This window comes from Sphingobacteriaceae bacterium (genome assembly GCA_002319075.1).
Taxonomy (GTDB): Bacteria; Bacteroidota; Bacteroidia; order B-17B0; family Aurantibacillaceae; genus Aurantibacillus.
The window spans coordinates 3,476,972-3,496,545 of sequence record NVQB01000001.1 but is presented as its reverse complement, the minus strand read 5'-3'; the positions used below and the strand labels follow the sequence as shown (position 1 = coordinate 3,496,545).

Sequence of the window (19,574 nt, the reverse complement as noted above, 5' to 3'; positions counted from 1 at the left end):
GTATTTTTAAAGATCTGAAAGTAATAGAATTGGCCGGCGTTCTTGCCGGTCCAGGTGTGGGATTGTTTTTTGCTGAGCTGGGCGCAACAGTTATAAAGGTTGAAAACCCAAAAACCAACGGCGATGTAACGCGTAGTTGGAAATTAAAAGCAGAAAATCCTAAAGACAAAACCTCTGCTTATTTCTGGAGTGTTAACACCGGCAAAGAATTTTTAAGTCTCGACATTACAGCTCCTTCGCAACTAGATAAGTTATATGCTTTGGTTAAGGATGCAGATATTATCATTACCAATTACAAAGCCGGTGACGATGAAAAATTGAAAGTAGATTACAAAACGCTATCTACTCTTAACCCGAAATTAATCTACGCCTCCATCAACGGTTTTGGTCATGGCTCTCCCCGCTCTGCTTACGATTTAATTTTACAGGCAGAAAGTGGATTTATGTCCATGAACGGAGAACCCAACAGTCAGGCTTTAAAAATGCCTGTAGCCCTTATCGATATTTTGGCAGGACATCAGTTAAAAGAAGCTATTTTACTAGCGCTTTTAAAGCGTTACCAAACCAATAAAGGGTCTCATGTAAGTGTTTCTTTATTTGACAGCGCCGTAGCTTCTTTAGCCAACCAGGCTACAAATTGGCTGATTGGAAAAACGCTTCCGAAACCACTAGGAAGTATTCATCCGAATATTGCGCCTTACGGAGAGTTGTTTGAGACAAAAGATAATCAGCTGGTGACCTTTGCTATTGGCAGCAACAAACAATTTAAAAATCTTTGCGAGCTCATTCAATATGCCACTCTGGCAAATGATCCAAAATATGCAAATAATCAGTCGCGTGTAAATAACCGCACGCAATTGTACGCCCTACTATACAACTATATTAAACAGTTTAATTTTAAAACGCTTTTTGATCTTTGCCTTGAAAAAGAAATTCCGATTGGTAAGATCCGCAACCTGAAAGAAGTTTTTGAACTGCCGGAAGCAAAAAAGATGCTCCGTAAATTCACTTACGAAAAAAACACAAACGAATCTGTTTCCTCTATCGCGTTTAAATTTTTAGATTGATGTTTCCCGTTAAACAAGCAACAACTCAAAAAGAGCTGGAGGCCATCCTGGCACTGCGTTATAAAATTCTGCGTCAGCCGTGGAATCAATCTTTTGAAAGCGCTACAGACGGATCAGAAGCCGGAAATGTAAACGCTTTTATTGAAGACCTAAACGGAACCGTGATTGCCTGCGGAAGATTGCAGGAAAACGAAAACAAAATCGGGCAGGTCCGTTTTATGGCAGTTGATGACGCTTACCAGGGCAAAGGACTTGGAAAACTAATCCTGAAATTCCTGGAAGAAAAAGGAAGAGTGATGCAACTTCAGAAAATAGAATTACACGCCCGTGAAAATGCCTTGGCTTTTTATGAGTCTGCCGGATATAAACACAAAGAAATTTCTTATAAGCTTTGGGGTATTATTCAGCATTATTTGATGGTGAAGGTTCTCGACTACGCTCGAACTAACAACCCTGAATTAGAGAAGTAATAGCGTCGTTGTTCAAGCCCCGTCTACTGTCAGTTCGAGTATAGCCGAATATCTTATCGAGCAGGAGTAACATCCAGTGGATGTTAAGGCCAGCTTGTGCGTAGCCGGTGTCACTTCGAGCAGGAGTAACATCCAGTGGATGTTAAGGCCAGCTTGTGCGTAGCCGGTGTCACTTCGAGCAGGAGTAACATCCAGTGGATGTTAAGGCCAGCTTGTGCGTAGCCGGTGTCACTTCGAGCAGGATTAACATCCAGTGGATGTTAAGGCCAGCTTGTGCGTAGCCGGTGTCACTTCGAGCAGGATTAACATCCAGTGGATGTTAAGGCCAGCTTGTGCGTAGCCGGCGTCACTTCGAGCAGGATTAACATCCAGTGGATGTTAAGGCCAGCTTGTGCGTAGCCGGTGTCACTTCGAGCGTAGTCGAGAAGTAACACTACCCTCTACTCCCAAAGTTCCCACTTCCGGTGCCAGTAATCAATTACTTTAATTTCGAAATTCTGAAGCGTAAAGTTCTCTTTACCGCGATTCCATATATAAGCCGTTAAATTTGCTTTGTATTTAAATTGATTGTAATGCACGCCGTTAAATTGTTCTGAATATATCATGATAGTCGAATCTGCGTTCATCACAAAATCTGAAGCCGCTCTGGCGCTGTAAACGTATTGCTTGTTGGTTTCAGAGTCTGTTGCAGAAATACAAACTTCCAAAGGACTATACCTGCTTTTCATTTTTAATTTTGCAGATATAAGAACAACCTGCCCTTCTTTGGCTGTGACAGAAGCAAGCGCGGCCTTTGCATCAAAAGGAAATTCGTTAAGCGAATCAACTCGTAATGGAAAAACTTTTGTTGTGTTACCAGATAGTTTAGAGTAAGTAAAATTCCCCGCTTTTAAGGGCGATGAAAAATAATAAACAGCGTCGTCTGCAACAACTTTCGATCTATCTTCCGGCTTTCGGGAGTAGAGTTTGAAATTAATACCCTGCGTTTGTGTATTCTCAAGCAGGTAAGGGAATTTTTCGAGTACCACCGCCTGAAATTGTGGCATAGCGGACGTTAGAATAAGATAGTCGACATCGATCTTATTCACAAATTCAGAAAATAAACGCATGGACGAAACTGTTTGTTCGGCCGCTTCTTCATTTTTTTCCGACCGTGTTTTTTGCTTAAACATTACTGAACTCCTATTTGAGATCATAGAATCAGCCGATACTTTACACTCAAAATTGGTTTTGTATTTATTGAAATAAATCTTTTTCATAATTTCATCCGCATCAAAGAAAACGGGGTAGACGTTTTTTTCTCCGTAAAGACTTTTATAGTAGCACGTTCTTTCAAATTGATAGTCAAAAACCGTTTTCACACACTCACCGAGATAGTCCTTTTTTACATAGGTCTTGTAGATCAGGCCGAAAGCCAACAAACAAAATCCACCATAAAAAACGAAAGTAGTTTTGAATTCAAGAAAAGAACAAACAAAAAAGATAAAAGCCGTTCCGGAAAACAACATTACAGAATACTGAAAAATAGGAGAACGCCAGGCAGAATATAAATAGACCACAAGAAAATTAATGACAAAAAGCAGCAACAGGAAAATTTGCTTTTTAGAAATACTGACCTTTTTTTGAAGCATAAAAGCTAATGCGATTAAAAAGAAAAAAATCAAATACAATCGTCCAGTTCCAAGAAGCGTTTTTAAGAACGAAAATACAATGGTAAACTCAGGAGTCTCCAGCCAACCTCCTGCATCTACTCCTATTCCTCCAATTCCCAACTGGTAAAGGGTAACAGGTAAGGCCGGCAAATAAGCTAAAACAACGCATATACAAGTTATAATAAAAGCTTTGTAATTCTCTTTTGTGAGAAAGAAAAGAGCTGAAAGAAAAACAGTCGTTGCAAATAAAGCATTGATGTGTTGATTTAATGCTGAGAGATAAGCGAATAGTGCCAGGAAAAAATAATTTGACTTCTTAAGATTTTCAGAAAAAAATATTTCGAAAAAATAATACAGAAGCGCGATGCTAAAAAAAACACCGGAGACATACATCCTGGCGATAGGCGCGTAAAAAACAAAAATTAAAGAAAAACTAAAAATCAGAGCTGCAAATAATCCTGCTTGCTTTGAAAAGTTGCGTAGTCCAAATGCATAAGCATAAATGATGGCAGCAAATCCAAAAAGCAAAAAGGGGAGTTTGATGATCCAGGTAGTGTATCCGAAAATTTGTGTGAGGTAATAAATAAGCAATTGTACAAGGGCAGGATGCGCATCAATCTTTACCCCTTTTTCAATCACTTCCGAAAAAGATGAAAACTGCGTGCGTTCGAGTCCGCTTAATTCGTCGTAGGTAAACTGGTAGTCGAACAAAGGAATAAACCTTAAAACCGCGCAGACAAAAAGAATGCAGAGAAATAAACTATGTTCTTTCAGGAACTTCACTGCACGAATATAAAGATAAATCCCGAAGTCAACTCAGCTCTATCGGATCATATCAGTATCTACCGGTGTGTAACCTAACTGGCGACTGATAGATAAAATCTGACCCTTGTGATGATACTCGTGGCTTATAACGTGACTAAAAAGTTTAAAAAGCGTTACGTGTTTTTTATCATCATGTAATACATAGGTTACCAGGAAATCGGGATCTTCTAATTTAACGATAAGTTCATCCATATAACTATTTACAGTAACGAATAGTTCATTTATATCGTCAGGTGTTTCAAAGGATGCACAGTCCGAGAACTTAACACTCTTATTCAACCCGACTTCTGCAACCCAATATTCATAAACATTGGTGATATGCACCAGCAAATTTCGCATGCTGCCACCGCGACCAAATGCTGAGTTTTCTCTTGTAAAATCTTCCCCCCGAATTGTCTGGCAATAGTTCAGAAGAACACTCCGCGAATCTTTTACAAATTCGTAGTGCTGCCTTGCATAGTTTGAAATCTTATCCATGCTACAAAATAAAAAATAATTTCCAGTAACTTACTTTTGAATTTTAAAAGTAATGTCGGTATGCGCAAGGTATTTTTCGGAATTCAGGATTTTTAGAGGGATAGCCTCTTTACCCAAATTTTCAAAAAGACGAACACCCTTTCCCAAGAGAACTGGGATAATACGGATAATTAATTCATCAATTTTCTGCGCCTTTAACGACTCCTGCGCCGCTTCAGCCAGACCAATTACCATAACATTCTTAGACTTAGCCGCAGTTTTTGCTTTTTCAACGGCGCTCTCAATGCCCGTAGTAATGAAATGAAACTTTAAATTTTCGTTTGTTCCTTTTGTAGTTTTGGCAGGTGCCTTTTTGCAGATAACGAAAACAGGAACCTGGTATTCATAGTCTGTAAAATCGCCCTCAGAAAGGTCATAGGCCTCTATATCCATAATTACAGCTCCTGCATTTTTTATGAGTTGCTTTAATTGGGGTGTTTTCTTAATTTCCTCAATGGGGTAAATGTACTTTTGCTTCTGATTGCCGATAAAACCGTCCAATGACATAGACATGTCTAAAATTACTTTTCCCATTTGCTCTTTCCCTATTGCGGTGCAGTCATACTTTGCAAATGTGGTGCCAGTTAAATAGCCTGCAAGTGCGGATGTAACTCAAAACCTTATGCCCAGTCAACAGCATCTATAAAATCTTATGCAACCTGATATACAGCAGCAGCATAATCGTTTTGGCATCCTTAATTTCGCCACTTTCTATCATTTGCATGCTTTTTTCTATATCCAATTCTAAAACCTCAATCTCTTCATGTTCTTCTTCCAATCCTCCGCCTTCGGCCACTTTCAGGTCCTTTGAATATTCAGCAATAAAAAAATAAAGCAATTCTGTTAAAGAGCCGGGCGAAGTGTATGCCTCAAAGACCTTTCTAACTTCTGTGATCTTATAGCCTGTTTCTTCTTCTGCCTCACGTTTTATGGCCTCTTCCGGACTATCTTTATCCAACATGCCGGCACATGCTTCAATGAGCATTCCGTTTTCGTTACCATTTAAAAAAGTAGGGAGACGAAATTGTCTTGTGAGAATCACTGACTTTTTCTCTTTGTTGTACAGTAATATCGTAGCAGCATTCCCACGATCATAAACTTCCCGGCTCTGCACCTGGCTTTTACCATCATTTCGCAAATAGTCGTAAGTTATTTTTTTAAGAAGGTATTTATCAGAAGAAAGGATTTCTGTTTTCTGAAGTTTCATTTTACTTTTCATAGTTCTAAGGCCTCAAATTTTTATCGATCCGCCGATACTTTATTATATTAATTTCCTGCCAGGGCGTTTGTCCTTGCCAGTTCGAAGAAGGGTGAATGATTTTTTGAAAATAGGTTACCGTGACTTCATTGGCTTGGATTTGGTAAAGTGTGCGGTTGCGAATAGACTTAAAAATTCCTGATTGTATTTCTACGAGTGTATCTGTAATATCAGGAAAACCAGGGTTGCAAAAAAGCTTCACGGCAATTGTATCTGATAAGTGTTTCCGACTTAGGAAAGAATAACCCTCAGTATCTTTATAACCCGCGAGTACATAATTTAGTTGCGTAGAATCTAAGTATCGGAGTGCTTCCTGCGTTGTTAACTGGTGCTCTTCCTGAGTAGTAAAACATGAAGCAAAGAATTGCGTAAGGCAAACGAAACTTATCTTAAACAGGTTTTTCATCTTCGCTTATGCCAAACACCCTACTAATTACTCTAATTTATAAACAGATTCATACTTTATATAGTCCTTGCGTGACAGAGTATACAAAGGCTGACCCTGCTCATCCCGTATAAGAGCAATGTTATCATCGTTCTCTTTCGGAAAATGAATGTCATAAGCTCTGCCATCTTCTAATTTAATGCCGTAAGTTTTTATAGAATTATCAATGTGGATAGAATGCTGTTTGTATTCGTACTTTTTTATTTGTCCGCTGCTATCTTTTACGCTAAACTTTTTGGCACTGAATTCAAGATCGAATTTATCACCATTCGCGTTAGTGGCTTTCCACTTACCCAGGTAAGTATCAGAACCGCTGCAGGCAATTAAAAAAAACGCAGCAAGAGAAATTAAGACAGAAATAATTTTTTTCATACAATTATTTTTTGCGAAGTAAACTAATAAAAAAGATTAAACTTAAAATAAGGAAAATAATATTGACCGTTCGTGCAAAAGGAGGTGCCCCTTCGGGCCAAAGCTGACCGAGTAGAACGATGCAGTTAAGTACCAGTAAAACAATAAGAAAGCCCGTTTTCGATTTCATGTTTGCAAAATTGAGTTTATTAAATTTACAAATTTCCCGGCTATACACAAGCTAGCCTCAACATTCACCGGATATTGATCCTACTCGAAATGACTTATTAAATCAGGCGGAGTGGCGTTTGATTATAAAATGACAGTTTCATTTAATTAAACATGATTTTAAAAATCGCTTACGTAACCCTTATTTAAATCTATTTTATTGATTTTAACTATCTTACGTGACTTAATACATTTTTTACAATTTCTTTTGATGACCTTTTGCGAAAAGCTCCATTAATATAAAAACACATTAATGAAAGACAGCCAGATAATTGAATTGCTACAAGGCAATCACTACGCTAAGGTCAGCGAAAAGCTCTACGGCTACTTCCCTGTTATAAAAAAATTCGTCTTAAAAAACAGCGGTAGCAGACAAGATGCAGAAGATATATACCAGGAGGCACTTATTATCCTGATCCGGAAACTAAAAACACCCGACTTTGTTTTGACAAGTAGTCTGACTACTTATTTGTACAGCATTTGTCGCTTTTTGTGGAGCGAGCGCCTTAAAAAGCAAAGCAAGCGGATAGAAGTTGATTTAGAAACAACTCAGCAAGCATCTGCCGAACATCACTTAGAAACCCTTTACAAAACAGAATCGGAAAATACACTGGCGGAAAAAGCTTTCCACCAGCTGGGAGAAAAATGTAAGCAATTGCTTTTGCTCTTTTACTTTAAAAAAATGTCCATGAGAGACATTGCCGCGAAGCTGAACTTTGGTTCAGAAAAAGTGGCTAAAAATCAAAAGTACAGGTGCATTGAAAAAGCGAAAGAAAATTTACAAATCTTAAAAACTTCCGGTCATGAATAAGTATACACAACTCATAGAAAACTACCTCAATGGTGAACTAAATGAAGCTGAAAAAGCAGACTTTGAAAAACAATTAGAAACAAACGCTGAATTAAAAAAAGAATTTGAGCTGCAAAGGCAGGTTATGCGTGGAATTGAAAACGCGGGATTAAGATCTGAAATTAACAAAGGATTTAAAAAAGGATCGTTCAAAACCAAAGCTGGCAAGTGGATGTTGGGTTTGGCTATAACAGCACTGGCCGTTGCAACGGTGATGGTGGTAATAAATAAAATATTTGCCGAAAACAGAAATATCCGTTATGAACTGAATGAACAAAATAACAAGAACTGGTCAGAAGCGGATGAACAAATTAGTCCGCAAGTCTTTATTCTCAGAGGAAACAGCGATACTATAATTGAGACCAAAGGCGGCATGGTTTTTCAAATTCCTGCCAGGGCTTTTATAAATAGTACGGGTAATGAAGTTACTGAAGATTATGAACTGGAAATAAAAGAAGCACTGACTCCACTGGACATAATGAAGGCAGGACTCTCCACAACTAGTGAGGGAAAACTATTGGAGACTGGAGGTATGTTTTATATCAACGCAAGAAAGGATGGAAAAAATTTAATTATTCCTGCAAACAAAAACATCTATGCCAGCGTTCCCGATAATACTAATGGGAAAAAGATGATGTTGTTTGATGGCAAGCGGATGGCGGATGGCCAGATCAATTGGATAGATCCTAAACCCATGGAAAGTGCTTTGACTACAATGGACATTATGAGCCTCGATTTTTATCCGCCACACTTTTTAGACTCTTTGCAAAGCATGGGATTTGATATTAGCGATAAAAAAATTACGGATAGTGTTTATTATTCTTTTGCGTGCTTTTCCAGCGAATTGGATGCTGCTTCTTTTAATGAAAATGAAGACGACTACGGAAAATACACAGTAAGATCTGACACAGTGCGAAAACCGGATCCGGAAAAAATATTCAGACAAAATTGCGCAGTCTGTCATTCCCTTACAAAACAAAAACTCACCGGTCCGGGTTTGGAAGGCATAATGGAAAGAATTCCAAAAGGCGAGTGGTTAAAAAAATACATCATGAATAGTGAAAAGATGATTAAGAGCGGTGATCCTTATGCTAATAAAATTTATTTGGAAAATGGGAAAACAGCCATGACTGTATTTGAAGGGACTTTAACAGATAACGATATATCTGCGCTCATTCAATATATTGGAGGCTCTGTTGCAGAATCTGTTCAAAATTCCGTAAGCTCTGGCTGCGAAATCGCCCCGTCCCGTATTCGCGCCATCTGGAATAAAAAATTTAATAAAACATTATTGGCAACAAAAGAATTTGAAGCGCGACTAAAAGCAATTTTTAAAACCTGCAACGCGAGTGTATTAGACCTCTATGTTAAAAATATGGACAAACGGATGTGGGAGATTGACAGCCTTGCCATGGTGATGCTCGGTGAAGGCGGAGAAACCTTTCGTGAGTTCTATAACAAAAGGCAAGGCGGCGTTTCCATGAAAACCAGCGAGCTAAAAAAACTCCATGCTTATATGGAAGAAAAGAGAACGCTGTACGAAAAAACTGCGCGTGAGACTCTACAATCACTTTATAAAAAAGAAAAAATCGAAGATCAACGTGCACTTGAAGAAAGAACTACCCATAATATATCAGAAGTTAAACGCATAAACAATGTTTTTATGGAAGAGTTGGAAACCAATATGAAAGAGGCATACAGACAATTAGATAAACCTTATGTTAAAGCTCCGGCGGCGGCATATTTCGAAACAAGAATTGAAACCACCGGATGGAAAAACGTAGACGTTTATGTTTTCGAATCTACAAGTAAACGTGAAACCCTTGATTACACAGATCCTCAATCCGGAAAAAAGGCGGTTATTCGTTACGAACCCCTTCTTGTAAAAGTTCAGGGAAGGGAAGACTACGACCGCATTCTTGCCTATCTTATTCCTGATAAACTAAGTTCCTTTCAAAGAATGCCTGCAACTGTTAACGCAGACTTTAAAGAAAATCTTAATGAATTATTTTCTTACAGTTTACTTGTAATGGGTTTTAAAGGCGAGACCATTTACAGTAACAGCATAGCAAAAGCAAAGCCAGGTGAAGTAAGTCTGCAATTAACAAAGATGTCCAAAAAAGACATAGAGCATTTCTCTTCTATGAATGGCGGGGCTTCCAGAAATATTTTAGAGGAGTTTAATTACCAGCTTTTCGAACAAAAAGAGAATACAAGAAGAGATAAAATAAAAAACAGAGAAGAGATTAGAGTGAGATTAAGGCCAGTTGTCTTTCCTTGTTCAGTCCAACCAGCTCCTGCAGGACAAAGTAGTTACGATGAAAGCGATAGTAGCAACTTCAAATGAGGTATACATATTACGCAATCTCGACTACGCTCGATTTGACACTGTCATTTCGAGGCTAGTCGATTTTCAGTTCGAGCAGGATTAACATCCAGTGGATGTTAAGGCCAGCTTGTGCGTAGCCCGTGTCATTTCGAGCGTAGTCGATTGTCATTTCGAGCGTAGTCGAGAAAGGACACAAAAAAACCGGCCTCATTCGAAGCCGGTTTTTATATAAATCTATTTCCTGATTACGAAGGCACCTTCATCATCCATCCGTGTTTGTCTTCCATCTTTCCTTTGCGAATCGCACGCAAGGTATCATCCACACGTGGTGAGAACTTACGTTCTGCTACCGGCGGTAGAGCATAATCTTTTCCATTATGACCGATGCCAATTATTTGCGCAATCGTTGCCGCTGTACCACAACCGAAAACTTCTTTCAGGGTTCCTGCCTCAATAGCTTCAAAAACCTCTTTAATACTTACTTTACGTTCTTCTACTTTCATACCCCAGTCTCTCGCCAAAGCAAGCACAGAGCTACGTGTAACACCATCTAAAATAGTATCGCTCAAGCCCGGCGTTAAAAGTGTATCTCCAATCACAAACATCACGTTCATGGTTCCGCTTTCTTCAAAATACTGCTGCGTTTCGCTATCGGTCCAGATTACCTGTTGGTACCCTTTTTGTTGCGCCAATTTTGTAGGATACAAACTTCTTCCGTAGTTACCTGCTGCTTTTACAAAGCCTACCCCACCTTTTACAGCACGGTAATAATTTGTTTCTACTAAAACTTTAATTGGCTCGCTGTAATATTTACCGGCAGGGCACGTGATGATCACAAATTTATAAGTGTCACTGATTTTTACACCAATGGCTTCGTCCGTAGCAATTAAAAACGGACGAATGTAAAGACTTCCCGTTTCACTGGAAGGAACCCAGGCTGAATCTAAACGAATTAATTCCATCAAGCCATTCATGAACAGATCTTCAGGAATTTCAGGCATTGCCATACGTACAGCACTTTTATTTAAACGTTTGAAGTTATCAGGAGCTCTGAACATCGAAACCTCGCCCTTATCGTTTTTGTAGGCTTTCATTCCTTCGAAGATTGCCTGTCCGTAATGGAGCGCACTCATTGCATAACTCATCGGCACATCCTGGTACGGAGTGATTTCTGCTTTCTGCCACTTGCCATCGGAGTATTCAGCAACGAACATGTGATCGCTGAAACATTTACCAAAAGCAACATTATTTATATCGTATTCTGAAACACGACTTTTCTTAATCTTTTCTACTTTAATGTCTATAGTACTAGTCATACCTTTTTGTGTTGATCTAACAAATAACTACATAATTTTCGAATTGGCAAATAAATTAGAGGCTAATTCGGTCAATTTTAAAGTTAAATTAAGTCTGCCTGAAACTTGCGTTATGTCAAGGAAAACGCCCTCTCTAAAGTGTTGGAAATAAGGGCTAAAGGATAAAAGTTACGCTTTTCTTCCCCGCTATTTTAAGGGCGCCTCCCCCATGAAGCAGAAAGGCATCTTTTATATTTCCGCATGCCTTTCGCTTCATGGCGGTCCTGCCCTCTGCTGTATCTCGCTCGCCTGGCCTAAAAGCGCCTATGCCTCGACTTCGCTCTGCATAAAAAGTTTGTGCGGGGTCTTTTTCCCAGGGGTCAAAGCTAACGCACTATCTGGCTCAAAAGTCTATCAGACTTTTGCCCTACCGAGCAGGCGCTTTAAGTCCACTCTTCACGAGTATACTTGCAGCGGTCAGTGGCGCAGCATTAGAACACCTTTCGACTTAACAATTGTTATTTGTCGTCAGAAAACTTTTCGAAAATATTAGAAATGAGATTGCCTGCTATTTTTTTTATAAAACCCATAACAGTTTTAGCTGTATCACCTGAAATGAGTCCGGAGACAACCTTTACAACTGCGGTCGACACGAGTTCTTCAGGTAATTTTTTAACGCGCAACATTAACTCAGCTTCCTGTTTTTTAATGCGCTGGCGCACTCTTCTCTCTTCGGTTTCCAATTCGCTAAGCGAAGTAATAATGACCTGACGTTTATTCATCTTCGTTAGTTAAATCGGTTTCTACTTTAGAACGTTCAAAGAAAATACGAATCACTGTATTAATAATGTATTGGGATAATACCTGTTTGTTGAGAACCAAAAAAATCAGGAGCAACAAAATATAGATTCCAGCTATAATACTAAAGCCATAAAAAGTACTTCCGGTTACCTCAGCAAAATAATAACCACCCATAATACTTACAAAAAGTAAAATGAAAAAGGTAAATAATGCCACAACTGCCATCGTTATAAATGCCGACATTAATTTACCGGATTTTTCTGCTGCCTGTATTTTTAAAAGAAGCATGCGGTCGTCAACATAGTTTGTAAACAATTCGTAAGTTTCTTCGAAATATTCCTTTTTTTCCTCCATACGTGATAGTCAATAGTTTATAGTTGATAGTCAATAGTTGGGCGCCACTAGCCGTTATTAGCGGTTATGCAAGTTGTCAGCAATGTTTTCAAAATTGATTTGCCCACAAGGTACCACATAATGTTTCTCGGGGGTTATATTATCAAATTTAAGTTCCAGCTCTGTTGCTGAAGAACCATTACCTGATACTTGCAGACCAATTGCATATGGTTCTGCATGTTTAGTGTTGTTTAGTAAACCAAAGGTCATCACACATTTACCCTTCGAACTCAGCAGTGTGTCGAGCGTAGTGGGAGTTTGTGCAACCATGGCCAAAACGTGTTTTATGTCGTTTGAAATGCTTAAGGAAATTGCTGATTTATTAATTGTCTGGAGTTTCTCTTGTGTCAGAGCTCTTCTTGGCTGCAGAAAAACCCGAGGCCCCAGACTGTCATTAGCTAAGTCTGTTGCTTTTGCAAAATCTACCACAAAATGCATCGGAATTGTGGAGTCATTCGTTATAGTTGATGTAACAGAATAGTATATATATTCGGTTCCAGTGGAGTCCACATACAAGATTCCTTGCCTCAGTCCGTTTTCTATACTAAATCCAGACGACTTTTTTTCTGTAACCTGCGTCTCAACAGTTGAGGTGACTGCAATGTCTGAACAACTACAAAAACCGATTAAAAGCATTAAAATAACTATTTTCTCAGGCGTCATATTTGTTTAAGCATTGCGGCTAACTGCTTGATAGCGGGCACAACATTTGATACTAAATAATTTTAATTTGTTTGTGTGTAAAAAGCTGGTCTATCAACTATTTTAATTAAAATTACTAAAAATAAAACACCGAACAAATTTTACTACTATGGGGGGTACAACATTAAATACAGCTAAAATAAACAAGTCGTTTTTTTTATCAGTGATTATCATTTTCGCTTTGCTATTACTGTTCTCTATGCGCGAATTTTTTACCGCGTTTCTGGGTGCAATTATGTTTTATGTGCTCTTTAAACCCTGGATGGAATTTTTAGTAAATAAGAAAAAATGGAAAAAAGGGAGAGCCGCGATTCTTATTGTAATTGTATCGTTTATCATCATCATGGTACCCATCTTTTCTTTTTCAAGTCTCGTAATTAACAAAGCAACGCCACTTGTCTCTCATCCCGAAAACGTAAAAGCTTACGTAGAAACTATCCAAACAAAGTTTAATATTGAAATCCTTTCTGAAAAAAATATTGCAGAGCTTCAATCGCGCGCCGCAGGACTCGCAAGTCAGGCGTTAAACATGGGCCTCTCTGTTTTTTCTTCCATCACCATGATGTATTTTTTCCTGTACTTTTTATTAGTGGGCTTTAATCGTATTGAAGCCGCTATTATTTTATTTCTTCCTTTCGACAAAAGAAAAATTATGCTTTTTGGCCACGAATTAAAAGCACAAACTTTCAGTAATGCTATTGGCATTCCCCTAATTGCGGTAGCGCAAGGCCTGAGCGCCTTTGTCGCTTATTGGGTAGCCGGAGTGCCGGAAGCTGCGTTCTGGGCGATTCTTACAGGTTTTGCTTCTATTATCCCTATTGTTGGAACGGGTTTGATCTGGTTGCCTATCTCTATTTATTTATTCGCAGAAGGACAAACCTGGCAGGGTGTTGGCGTTATTGCCTGGAGCGCTATCGTTATGGGCAGCGCCGACAATGTCATTCGTTTTGTACTTGCCAAACGTATGGCCGATGTGCATCCTGTTATAACGGTTCTGGGTGTGATCATGGGTTTAAATTACATGGGAATTCCGGGATTGATCTTTGGTCCACTGTTGATTTCGTATTTCGTGATCCTGATTAAGATTTATTATTCGACTTACCGCAAACAGGTAAAAGAAAAACCAGAGCCCGATGTAACGCTGGAATTAGGTGTGCCCTTTATTTACCAAAAGAAGTTTACGACGAAGCGGTGATTTACCAGGGAGGAACAGAGAAAGAATGGTATCACTATTCGCACTGCCTGGAGAAGAAAATAATACTATTTTTTATAAAAAGAGCTCAATTTGCCGACAGGAAATGCGCAGCGTCTTTGTGGTTAAATTTTACTCTACCCCTCAAACGCCTTCAACTCCATTTTCTCGCCATCAAATACTGCGTAAGTATTATAATGAATCCATTCTCCAAGGTTGATGTAGCGGGCTTTGCCGTCTACGTCCAAATCTAAAGGCAAGTGACGGTGACCAAAAACAAAATAATCTATTTTGTTTTCTTTTAAATAGTCGCGACTGTACAAGAACAGCCATTCGTTTTCGGCGCCTAAAAATTTTTCATCTTCGTTGCCGGTAATTTCTTTTTTGCGCTTACTGCTTTGTTTGGCTATGTAAAAAGCGAGGTTGGGATGCAATCTACTGAATAACCACTGGCAGGTTTTGCTGGCGAAAATTTTACGAAGAAGTTTGTAGCCTTTGTCACCGGGACCAAGTCCATCGCCGTGACCAATATAAAATACTTTGTTACTGAAAGTTCTTGTAATAGGATGATGAAATACAGAAACATTTAATTCCTGCGTAAAGTAATCCTTCATCCAGAGATCGTGGTTACCGACAAAAAAATGCACCGGTATGCCGGAATCAGTTATCTCTGCTATTTTGCCCAGCAGACGCACATTTCCTTTAGGTACGGTGTATTTGTATTCGTACCAAAAATCAAAGATATCGCCGACAAGAAAAATTTCCTGCGCATCGTGTTTTACCATGTCCAACCATTTGCAAACGAGTTTTTCGCGTTGCAGGCTGTTTTCAAAGGAAGGAACGCCTAAATGAAAATCGGAGGCAAAATATATTTTTTTTGAATTCACTAAAAGAAACTGGTTTGTAAGATGTTTTTCGCATCTAATTTATGAATATTAAACGTAAAGCGAATGGTATTCGGGAAGCTAACTTTGTTTAACTCCAGGGTCTCACGAATGTCGTTATTATAGGCCAGAGGAACGTAAATTTCAATCACATCGGTCCATAAGCTGATATTGATTCCTGCATCCCACAAAAATTTATCGGTGTTTAAAGAACGTCCATCACAAACAACCGCATCGGCAAAAACTTTAAAGAGCTTTAAAAACTTTGGAGACTTCAAATTTACCGCTGTCATCCATTCGCCGGTTTGCCCAAGAGGGGTCCATATTTTCAAAGCACCATCTTTTTCCATAAACTGGCTAAAGCCAAAACCACCGCGTTCGTTGCGCGCCACATAATTTCCTTCAAACAAATAATCGTTCCAGCCATTGTAACCACTTGCCCTGAAAGCGTAATATCCACGCTCGTTTGCGTTGCCTGTAAGAAAAGCACCCGCAAAAACACGCACCGTCATTTCATGTTTCCTGGTAAGATTAATTTTATAATTTAATGTCCCCGAAATCTTAGCCATGCTTGCCGTATGCTGCAAGTTCACATTAAACGTAAAAGGATCGATCGTCCGTTTATTCGTGAGATCATAACTCAACTGGTTTACAAAAGAATAAGTCGTTTTCTTTGCAGGTCCGGCTACCGCAATAGTTTGGTAAACACGGGTATCAAGACTATCCGTTATTAAGTTGGTATTGCTGTAAGTTAAGAATTGCGTGATCGGACTTAAAACATCTTTCTTCTTTATTTTGAACTGAATGTATGGACTAAACTTATAATATTTAAAATACAAATCGTCAAAATTTGTCCCAAGATTCTCATTCAAAAACTCTGAATTAAAATAATCGTAGTGAAAAGTTTTCAGCTTTGCGCCCACTTTAATATGACTAAACACAGACTTCGGATAAAAATTAAAATTGAATTCTGCGAAACCCACGGGAGCTTTGGTATTAAAAGCATACATAGGAGCGATAAGATATTCGAAACGTTTTTCATAGAAACTGTAATTATGAAAACTCATACCTAACATAAAGCCGTCGTAATAGTTTGCACCCAGCACAGGAGCATAATTGACAAGGGTTTTAGATGGATCTTCAAACTGAGTTATAAAACGCATTTTCAAAGGTTTTGAGTGTTTAAATAAACCATGCGTTTTAATACTGTTATTCTTACGGTAAATGTCCGGCATACGATTTTGTCCATCAATTTTAAAATGATGCACATCCGCAGCAGGAAGAGTTACCGTGCGTTTCTTTTCAAAGCCATCGTACCAGTTAACATTAAGGACGTTATTTTTTTTATCGTACGCATAAATATTAAAAGGGAGAATGCTCTTTGTTTTATTTTTAAGCGTCAACACATAATTGCCGTCTTTCTTTTTAATACCTTTTATTTTATAATTAATACGCTCTGTTCCGTAATAAAGGCGGTTCTGAAATTCCTTTAAGTCCTTCCCCGAATACTCTGCAAGCGTTCTAAACAGATCATTGGGTGTAGGATGCTTAAATTTATATGCCTCGAAATACCGGTGCATAGCGCTGTCCATCACATTCTCGCCAAAGTAGTCCAACATATAGTCCATTATATTAGCAGACTTACTGTAAACTATGCCGCCGTAATTTGATTCGGTATACTCTGTCGACTTAAGAGCCAATTCCTGGTCTTTACCGGCGCGCAGGGGAACAAAGAAGGAGATCTCATGGTATTTCCAAAACGGAACTTTATTTATCCCCAGTAATTTAAAAGTAGAATCTCTGCCAATAAGATTGGCCAGTGTTGCACGGGGATATTTCTCCCGCATGTAACGTAGCTCATAAAAAGAATTAATGCCTTCATCTAAAAAGGGATTATCCCTTTCATTGCTTCCTAAAATACCATAGAACCAATTATGTCCTACTTCGTGGGTTATTACCATATCCAGTTCAATGGCAGAACTAACTCCACCAATAACGGTGATGTTAGGATACTCCATTCCCCCACCGGCCATAATATTCCCATCAACAGCTGATACATTATTATAAGGATATTCGCCACTGTGCTGAGAATAAAATAAGGTCGCGCTATTTACATAATTTACTGCCTCTCTCCATTCAATCAGATGTGGGGCTAAGAAATAAGCCCAGCTGGTAACTTTACGTTTACTCTGGGGCAATTCTATCTCTCCCTTTAAAACATAAAACCTTTTATCAGCGAACCATGCAAAATCATGTACATGTGATTGTTTAAAACGAATAGTTTTGTTCAATTTGGTAGAAACCGGAGTTTCATATTTGTAAACAGTACGTCCCGGCTTTCTTACCTCAGTAGCTCTTCTTTCTATTTCCTTTTTTGTTTCCTCCACTTTTTTGTTAAGAAAGGCTTCTTCTTCCGCGGCATCAATCCTATCACCCGTTGCAGCCAATACAAAATTATCAGGTAATGTTATTTTCACATCAAAACTGCCATACTCACTAAAAAATTCGCCCTGGTCAAGATAAGGCATTTGGTGCCAGCCTTTGCTGTCATAGACTGCCGGTTTTGGATACCACTGCGTCATATAATAAGCCTGGAAGGTGTGTCCCATGCGTGAAAATTTCGCATCGGGAATTTTTAAAAAAAAGGGCGTAGTGATCTTAATACTATCAGAGGCTTTCAGAGGTTCATTTAAAAACACTTTGCAAATATCGATGTTCTCTTTGTCGTATTCCCACTTCAAAGATTTGCCGTTTACTTTAAAATCGAGACTGTCGATATAACCACGCTCTTCCGGTGTAGAATAATAAAAATCTGTTTTGCCTTGCCATAATAATTGTTTGGCCAATGCCGTAGAATTATTTTTATAGGCATTGGGCCAAAGATGAAAATAAATGAAATCCAGAGTCTGCGGAGAATTATTAACGTAGTTAATCTCTTCAAATGCAGAAACTGTATGCTTTTCATCGTTAAGACTGATATCCATTTTACAATCCACACGTTGCTGGAAATAAGCTGTTTGTGAAGAACTGTACAGTGCCGCAAACGAGCTAAAGAAAAGACATAAACGTTTCATCATAGAGAAAAATTAATGACTAAAAGTACATATAGAATTCTGTTTTAAAAAAACCTTGTCTAAAAAGATTCAGCAACCACAAAATAAAAATAACCACCTTCTTTGCCATGACTGTAATCGAGGCGAATGTTCAAGCGCTCTGCAGGATTTACAATAAACCTCAGCCCGGTTCCGTAAGAATATTTAAGATGATCTAAACTCAGGTCAGAAGTTTTTGAAAACACATCTCCCACTCCACCGAATACCACCATACCAAAGCGCCAGAATAAAGGAAAACGGTACTCGACTTGTCCGCCGATCATATTCTTATCACGGTACCTGTTTTTTGGATAACCTCTTAATAAATCGTCGTTACCAACGGCAGACATGTCGAGGAAAGGCACAGTACCATAGCCATAGCGTCCACGTAGTTGCGTTGCAAGGATATGTTTTTTCTTAAGTCTCCAGAAATGCTGGTACAGCAAATTCAGGTAAGTAAAATCAAAGGTGCTACCGAATTGTTTTTTGTAAAAGTAAGATGAGACTTCCAGTAAAGTTCCGGTATAAGTATTAATCACGTTGTCGCGACTATCGTAAATTCCCACTAAACCAATGGCAGACTGAATACCGCCATTATAACCCGTTATAGTACCTGTTTGCAAAGCGCCGAGAGGGTCGTAGCTAAAATTATATTCCTTTTCGAAGTGGTAATCAACGCCGGCAAATACGGCAGGTGCAAGCTTTTTGAGTGCAAGTGTTTTAAAACTTACCAGGTTATAAACATATCTCTCCTCATTTTCTTTGGAGGTTCTGTTACCTATCCCATAAAAGCGGTCGGGAAAATTGCGGTAGCGCACTTCTCCCTTGAATAAATAATTTTCGTTGTGTGTAAAAATATTCCACTGTCCCCAAACATCCAACTGTTTATTCTGTGTGTAATCAGTAAGAAACTGAACGTTAGAAACGCGGGTATCGTTTTCGGTAGTATCTCTTGCCAGCACCTTAAAATAATAAACACCCGCTGCCCCTGCTGCCCAACGTGTATCGGGCGTATAATAAATGAGTGGTAAAACAAAGACACCGTTCTTTTCTTTGAGAACAGTGTCTTTAAGACTTCTAAATCCGAAAATTCTTTTGTGTTCAGGGGGAGAACTTTTATCTTCCTGTGCAAGAGCAGCAAACTGCACCACAAGTAAAGACAGAAAGTATATGAGATGGCGTTTCCCCACGTTTGTAAGATTAAGATCGAGGAAACGTTATCTT

Annotated in this window: 18 protein-coding genes; 5 read left to right on the top strand and 13 right to left on the bottom strand. The window is 38.8% G+C overall.

The annotated features are described in order from the left end of the window. Positions 1-2: 2 nt before the first annotated feature. Positions 3-1,067 (top strand): carnitine dehydratase, encoded by a 1,065-nt coding sequence (locus CNR22_15165; protein PBQ34918.1) that lies wholly within the window; start codon positions 3-5, stop codon positions 1,065-1,067. Continuing rightward, the gene (locus tag CNR22_15160; protein PBQ33060.1) at positions 1,067-1,537 is read left to right on the top strand and encodes a hypothetical protein; all 471 of its coding nucleotides are present in this window, start codon (positions 1,067-1,069) and stop codon (positions 1,535-1,537) included. The genes CNR22_15165 and CNR22_15160 overlap by 1 nt, the downstream gene beginning before the upstream one ends. Before the next feature lie 440 nt (positions 1,538-1,977). Here CNR22_15160 and CNR22_15155 read toward each other — a convergent pair whose 3' ends face one another. The 6 genes from CNR22_15155 to CNR22_15130 all read right to left on the bottom strand — a co-directional run bounded on the left by CNR22_15155 (position 1,978) and on the right by CNR22_15130 (position 6,605). Beyond that, the gene (locus CNR22_15155; protein PBQ33059.1) at positions 1,978-3,993 is read right to left on the bottom strand and encodes a hypothetical protein; all 2,016 of its coding nucleotides are present in this window, start codon (positions 3,991-3,993) and stop codon (positions 1,978-1,980) included. A gap of 18 nt (positions 3,994-4,011) precedes the next feature. After that, positions 4,012-4,491: a damage-inducible protein DinB gene (locus CNR22_15150; protein ID PBQ33058.1), complete on the bottom strand. Its 480-nt coding sequence runs from the start codon at positions 4,489-4,491 to the stop codon at positions 4,012-4,014. Positions 4,492-4,521: 30 nt separating this feature from the next. Beyond that, positions 4,522-5,064, bottom strand: coding sequence for a riboflavin biosynthesis protein RibD (locus CNR22_15145; GenBank protein PBQ33057.1), 543 nt, complete (start codon positions 5,062-5,064; stop codon positions 4,522-4,524). Between the two features lie 106 nt (positions 5,065-5,170). Continuing rightward, complete coding sequence (locus CNR22_15140) at positions 5,171-5,749, bottom strand: GDP-mannose pyrophosphatase NudK (protein ID PBQ33056.1); 579 nt, start codon at positions 5,747-5,749, stop codon at positions 5,171-5,173. 4 nt (positions 5,750-5,753) lie between these two features. Continuing rightward, entirely contained in the window at positions 5,754-6,194 is a 441-nt protein-coding gene (locus tag CNR22_15135) for a hypothetical protein (protein ID PBQ33055.1), read from the bottom strand. A 27-nt stretch (positions 6,195-6,221) separates the two neighbouring features. Further along, positions 6,222-6,605, bottom strand: a complete 384-nt coding sequence (locus CNR22_15130) for a hypothetical protein (protein ID PBQ33054.1) — start codon at positions 6,603-6,605, stop codon at positions 6,222-6,224. A gap of 460 nt (positions 6,606-7,065) precedes the next feature. Here CNR22_15130 and CNR22_15125 point away from each other — a divergent pair, with 460 nt between their 5' ends. Together CNR22_15125 and CNR22_15120 are read left to right on the top strand one after the other, a co-directional pair. Next, complete coding sequence (locus tag CNR22_15125) at positions 7,066-7,623, top strand: RNA polymerase (GenBank protein ID PBQ33053.1); 558 nt, start codon at positions 7,066-7,068, stop codon at positions 7,621-7,623. After that, positions 7,616-10,009, top strand: coding sequence for a hypothetical protein (locus tag CNR22_15120; GenBank protein PBQ33052.1), 2,394 nt, complete (start codon positions 7,616-7,618; stop codon positions 10,007-10,009). Before CNR22_15125 ends, CNR22_15120 begins: the two co-directional genes overlap by 8 nt. 227 nt (positions 10,010-10,236) lie before the next feature. Here CNR22_15120 and CNR22_15115 read toward each other — a convergent pair whose 3' ends face one another. From CNR22_15115 to CNR22_15100, 4 genes are all read right to left on the bottom strand, one after another. Further along, positions 10,237-11,307 (bottom strand): branched chain amino acid aminotransferase, encoded by a 1,071-nt coding sequence (locus tag CNR22_15115; GenBank protein ID PBQ33051.1) that lies wholly within the window; start codon positions 11,305-11,307, stop codon positions 10,237-10,239. A 497-nt stretch (positions 11,308-11,804) separates the two neighbouring features. Beyond that, a complete protein-coding gene (locus CNR22_15110; GenBank protein ID PBQ33050.1) occupies positions 11,805-12,068 on the bottom strand; it encodes a hypothetical protein in 264 nt (87 codons plus the stop codon). Then, positions 12,061-12,441, bottom strand: a complete 381-nt coding sequence (locus tag CNR22_15105; GenBank protein ID PBQ33049.1) for a hypothetical protein — start codon at positions 12,439-12,441, stop codon at positions 12,061-12,063. Before CNR22_15105 ends, CNR22_15110 begins: the two co-directional genes overlap by 8 nt. A gap of 57 nt (positions 12,442-12,498) precedes the next feature. After that, positions 12,499-13,143 carry a hypothetical protein gene (locus CNR22_15100; protein PBQ33048.1) on the bottom strand — a complete coding sequence of 215 codons (645 nt, stop codon included), beginning with the start codon at positions 13,141-13,143 and terminating at the stop codon, positions 12,499-12,501. Positions 13,144-13,291: 148 nt separating this feature from the next. On the opposite strand from CNR22_15100, the gene CNR22_15095 reads away from it, so the two are divergent. After that, entirely contained in the window at positions 13,292-14,377 is a 1,086-nt protein-coding gene (locus CNR22_15095; GenBank protein PBQ33047.1) for an AI-2E family transporter, read from the top strand. Between the two features lie 134 nt (positions 14,378-14,511). Here the strand turns inward: CNR22_15095 and CNR22_15090 are convergent, their stop codons facing one another. The 3 genes from CNR22_15090 to CNR22_15080 are packed head-to-tail and all read right to left on the bottom strand — an operon-like array spanning position 14,512 to position 19,540. After that, entirely contained in the window at positions 14,512-15,300 is a 789-nt protein-coding gene (locus CNR22_15090; GenBank protein ID PBQ33046.1) for a UDP-2,3-diacylglucosamine hydrolase, read from the bottom strand. Then, positions 15,261-18,335: a hypothetical protein gene (locus CNR22_15085; protein PBQ33045.1), complete on the bottom strand. Its 3,075-nt coding sequence runs from the start codon at positions 18,333-18,335 to the stop codon at positions 15,261-15,263. The genes CNR22_15090 and CNR22_15085 overlap by 40 nt, the downstream gene beginning before the upstream one ends. A gap of 56 nt (positions 18,336-18,391) precedes the next feature. Further along, a complete protein-coding gene (locus CNR22_15080) occupies positions 18,392-19,540 on the bottom strand; it encodes a hypothetical protein (GenBank protein ID PBQ33044.1) in 1,149 nt (382 codons plus the stop codon). Positions 19,541-19,574 lie beyond the last annotated feature (34 nt).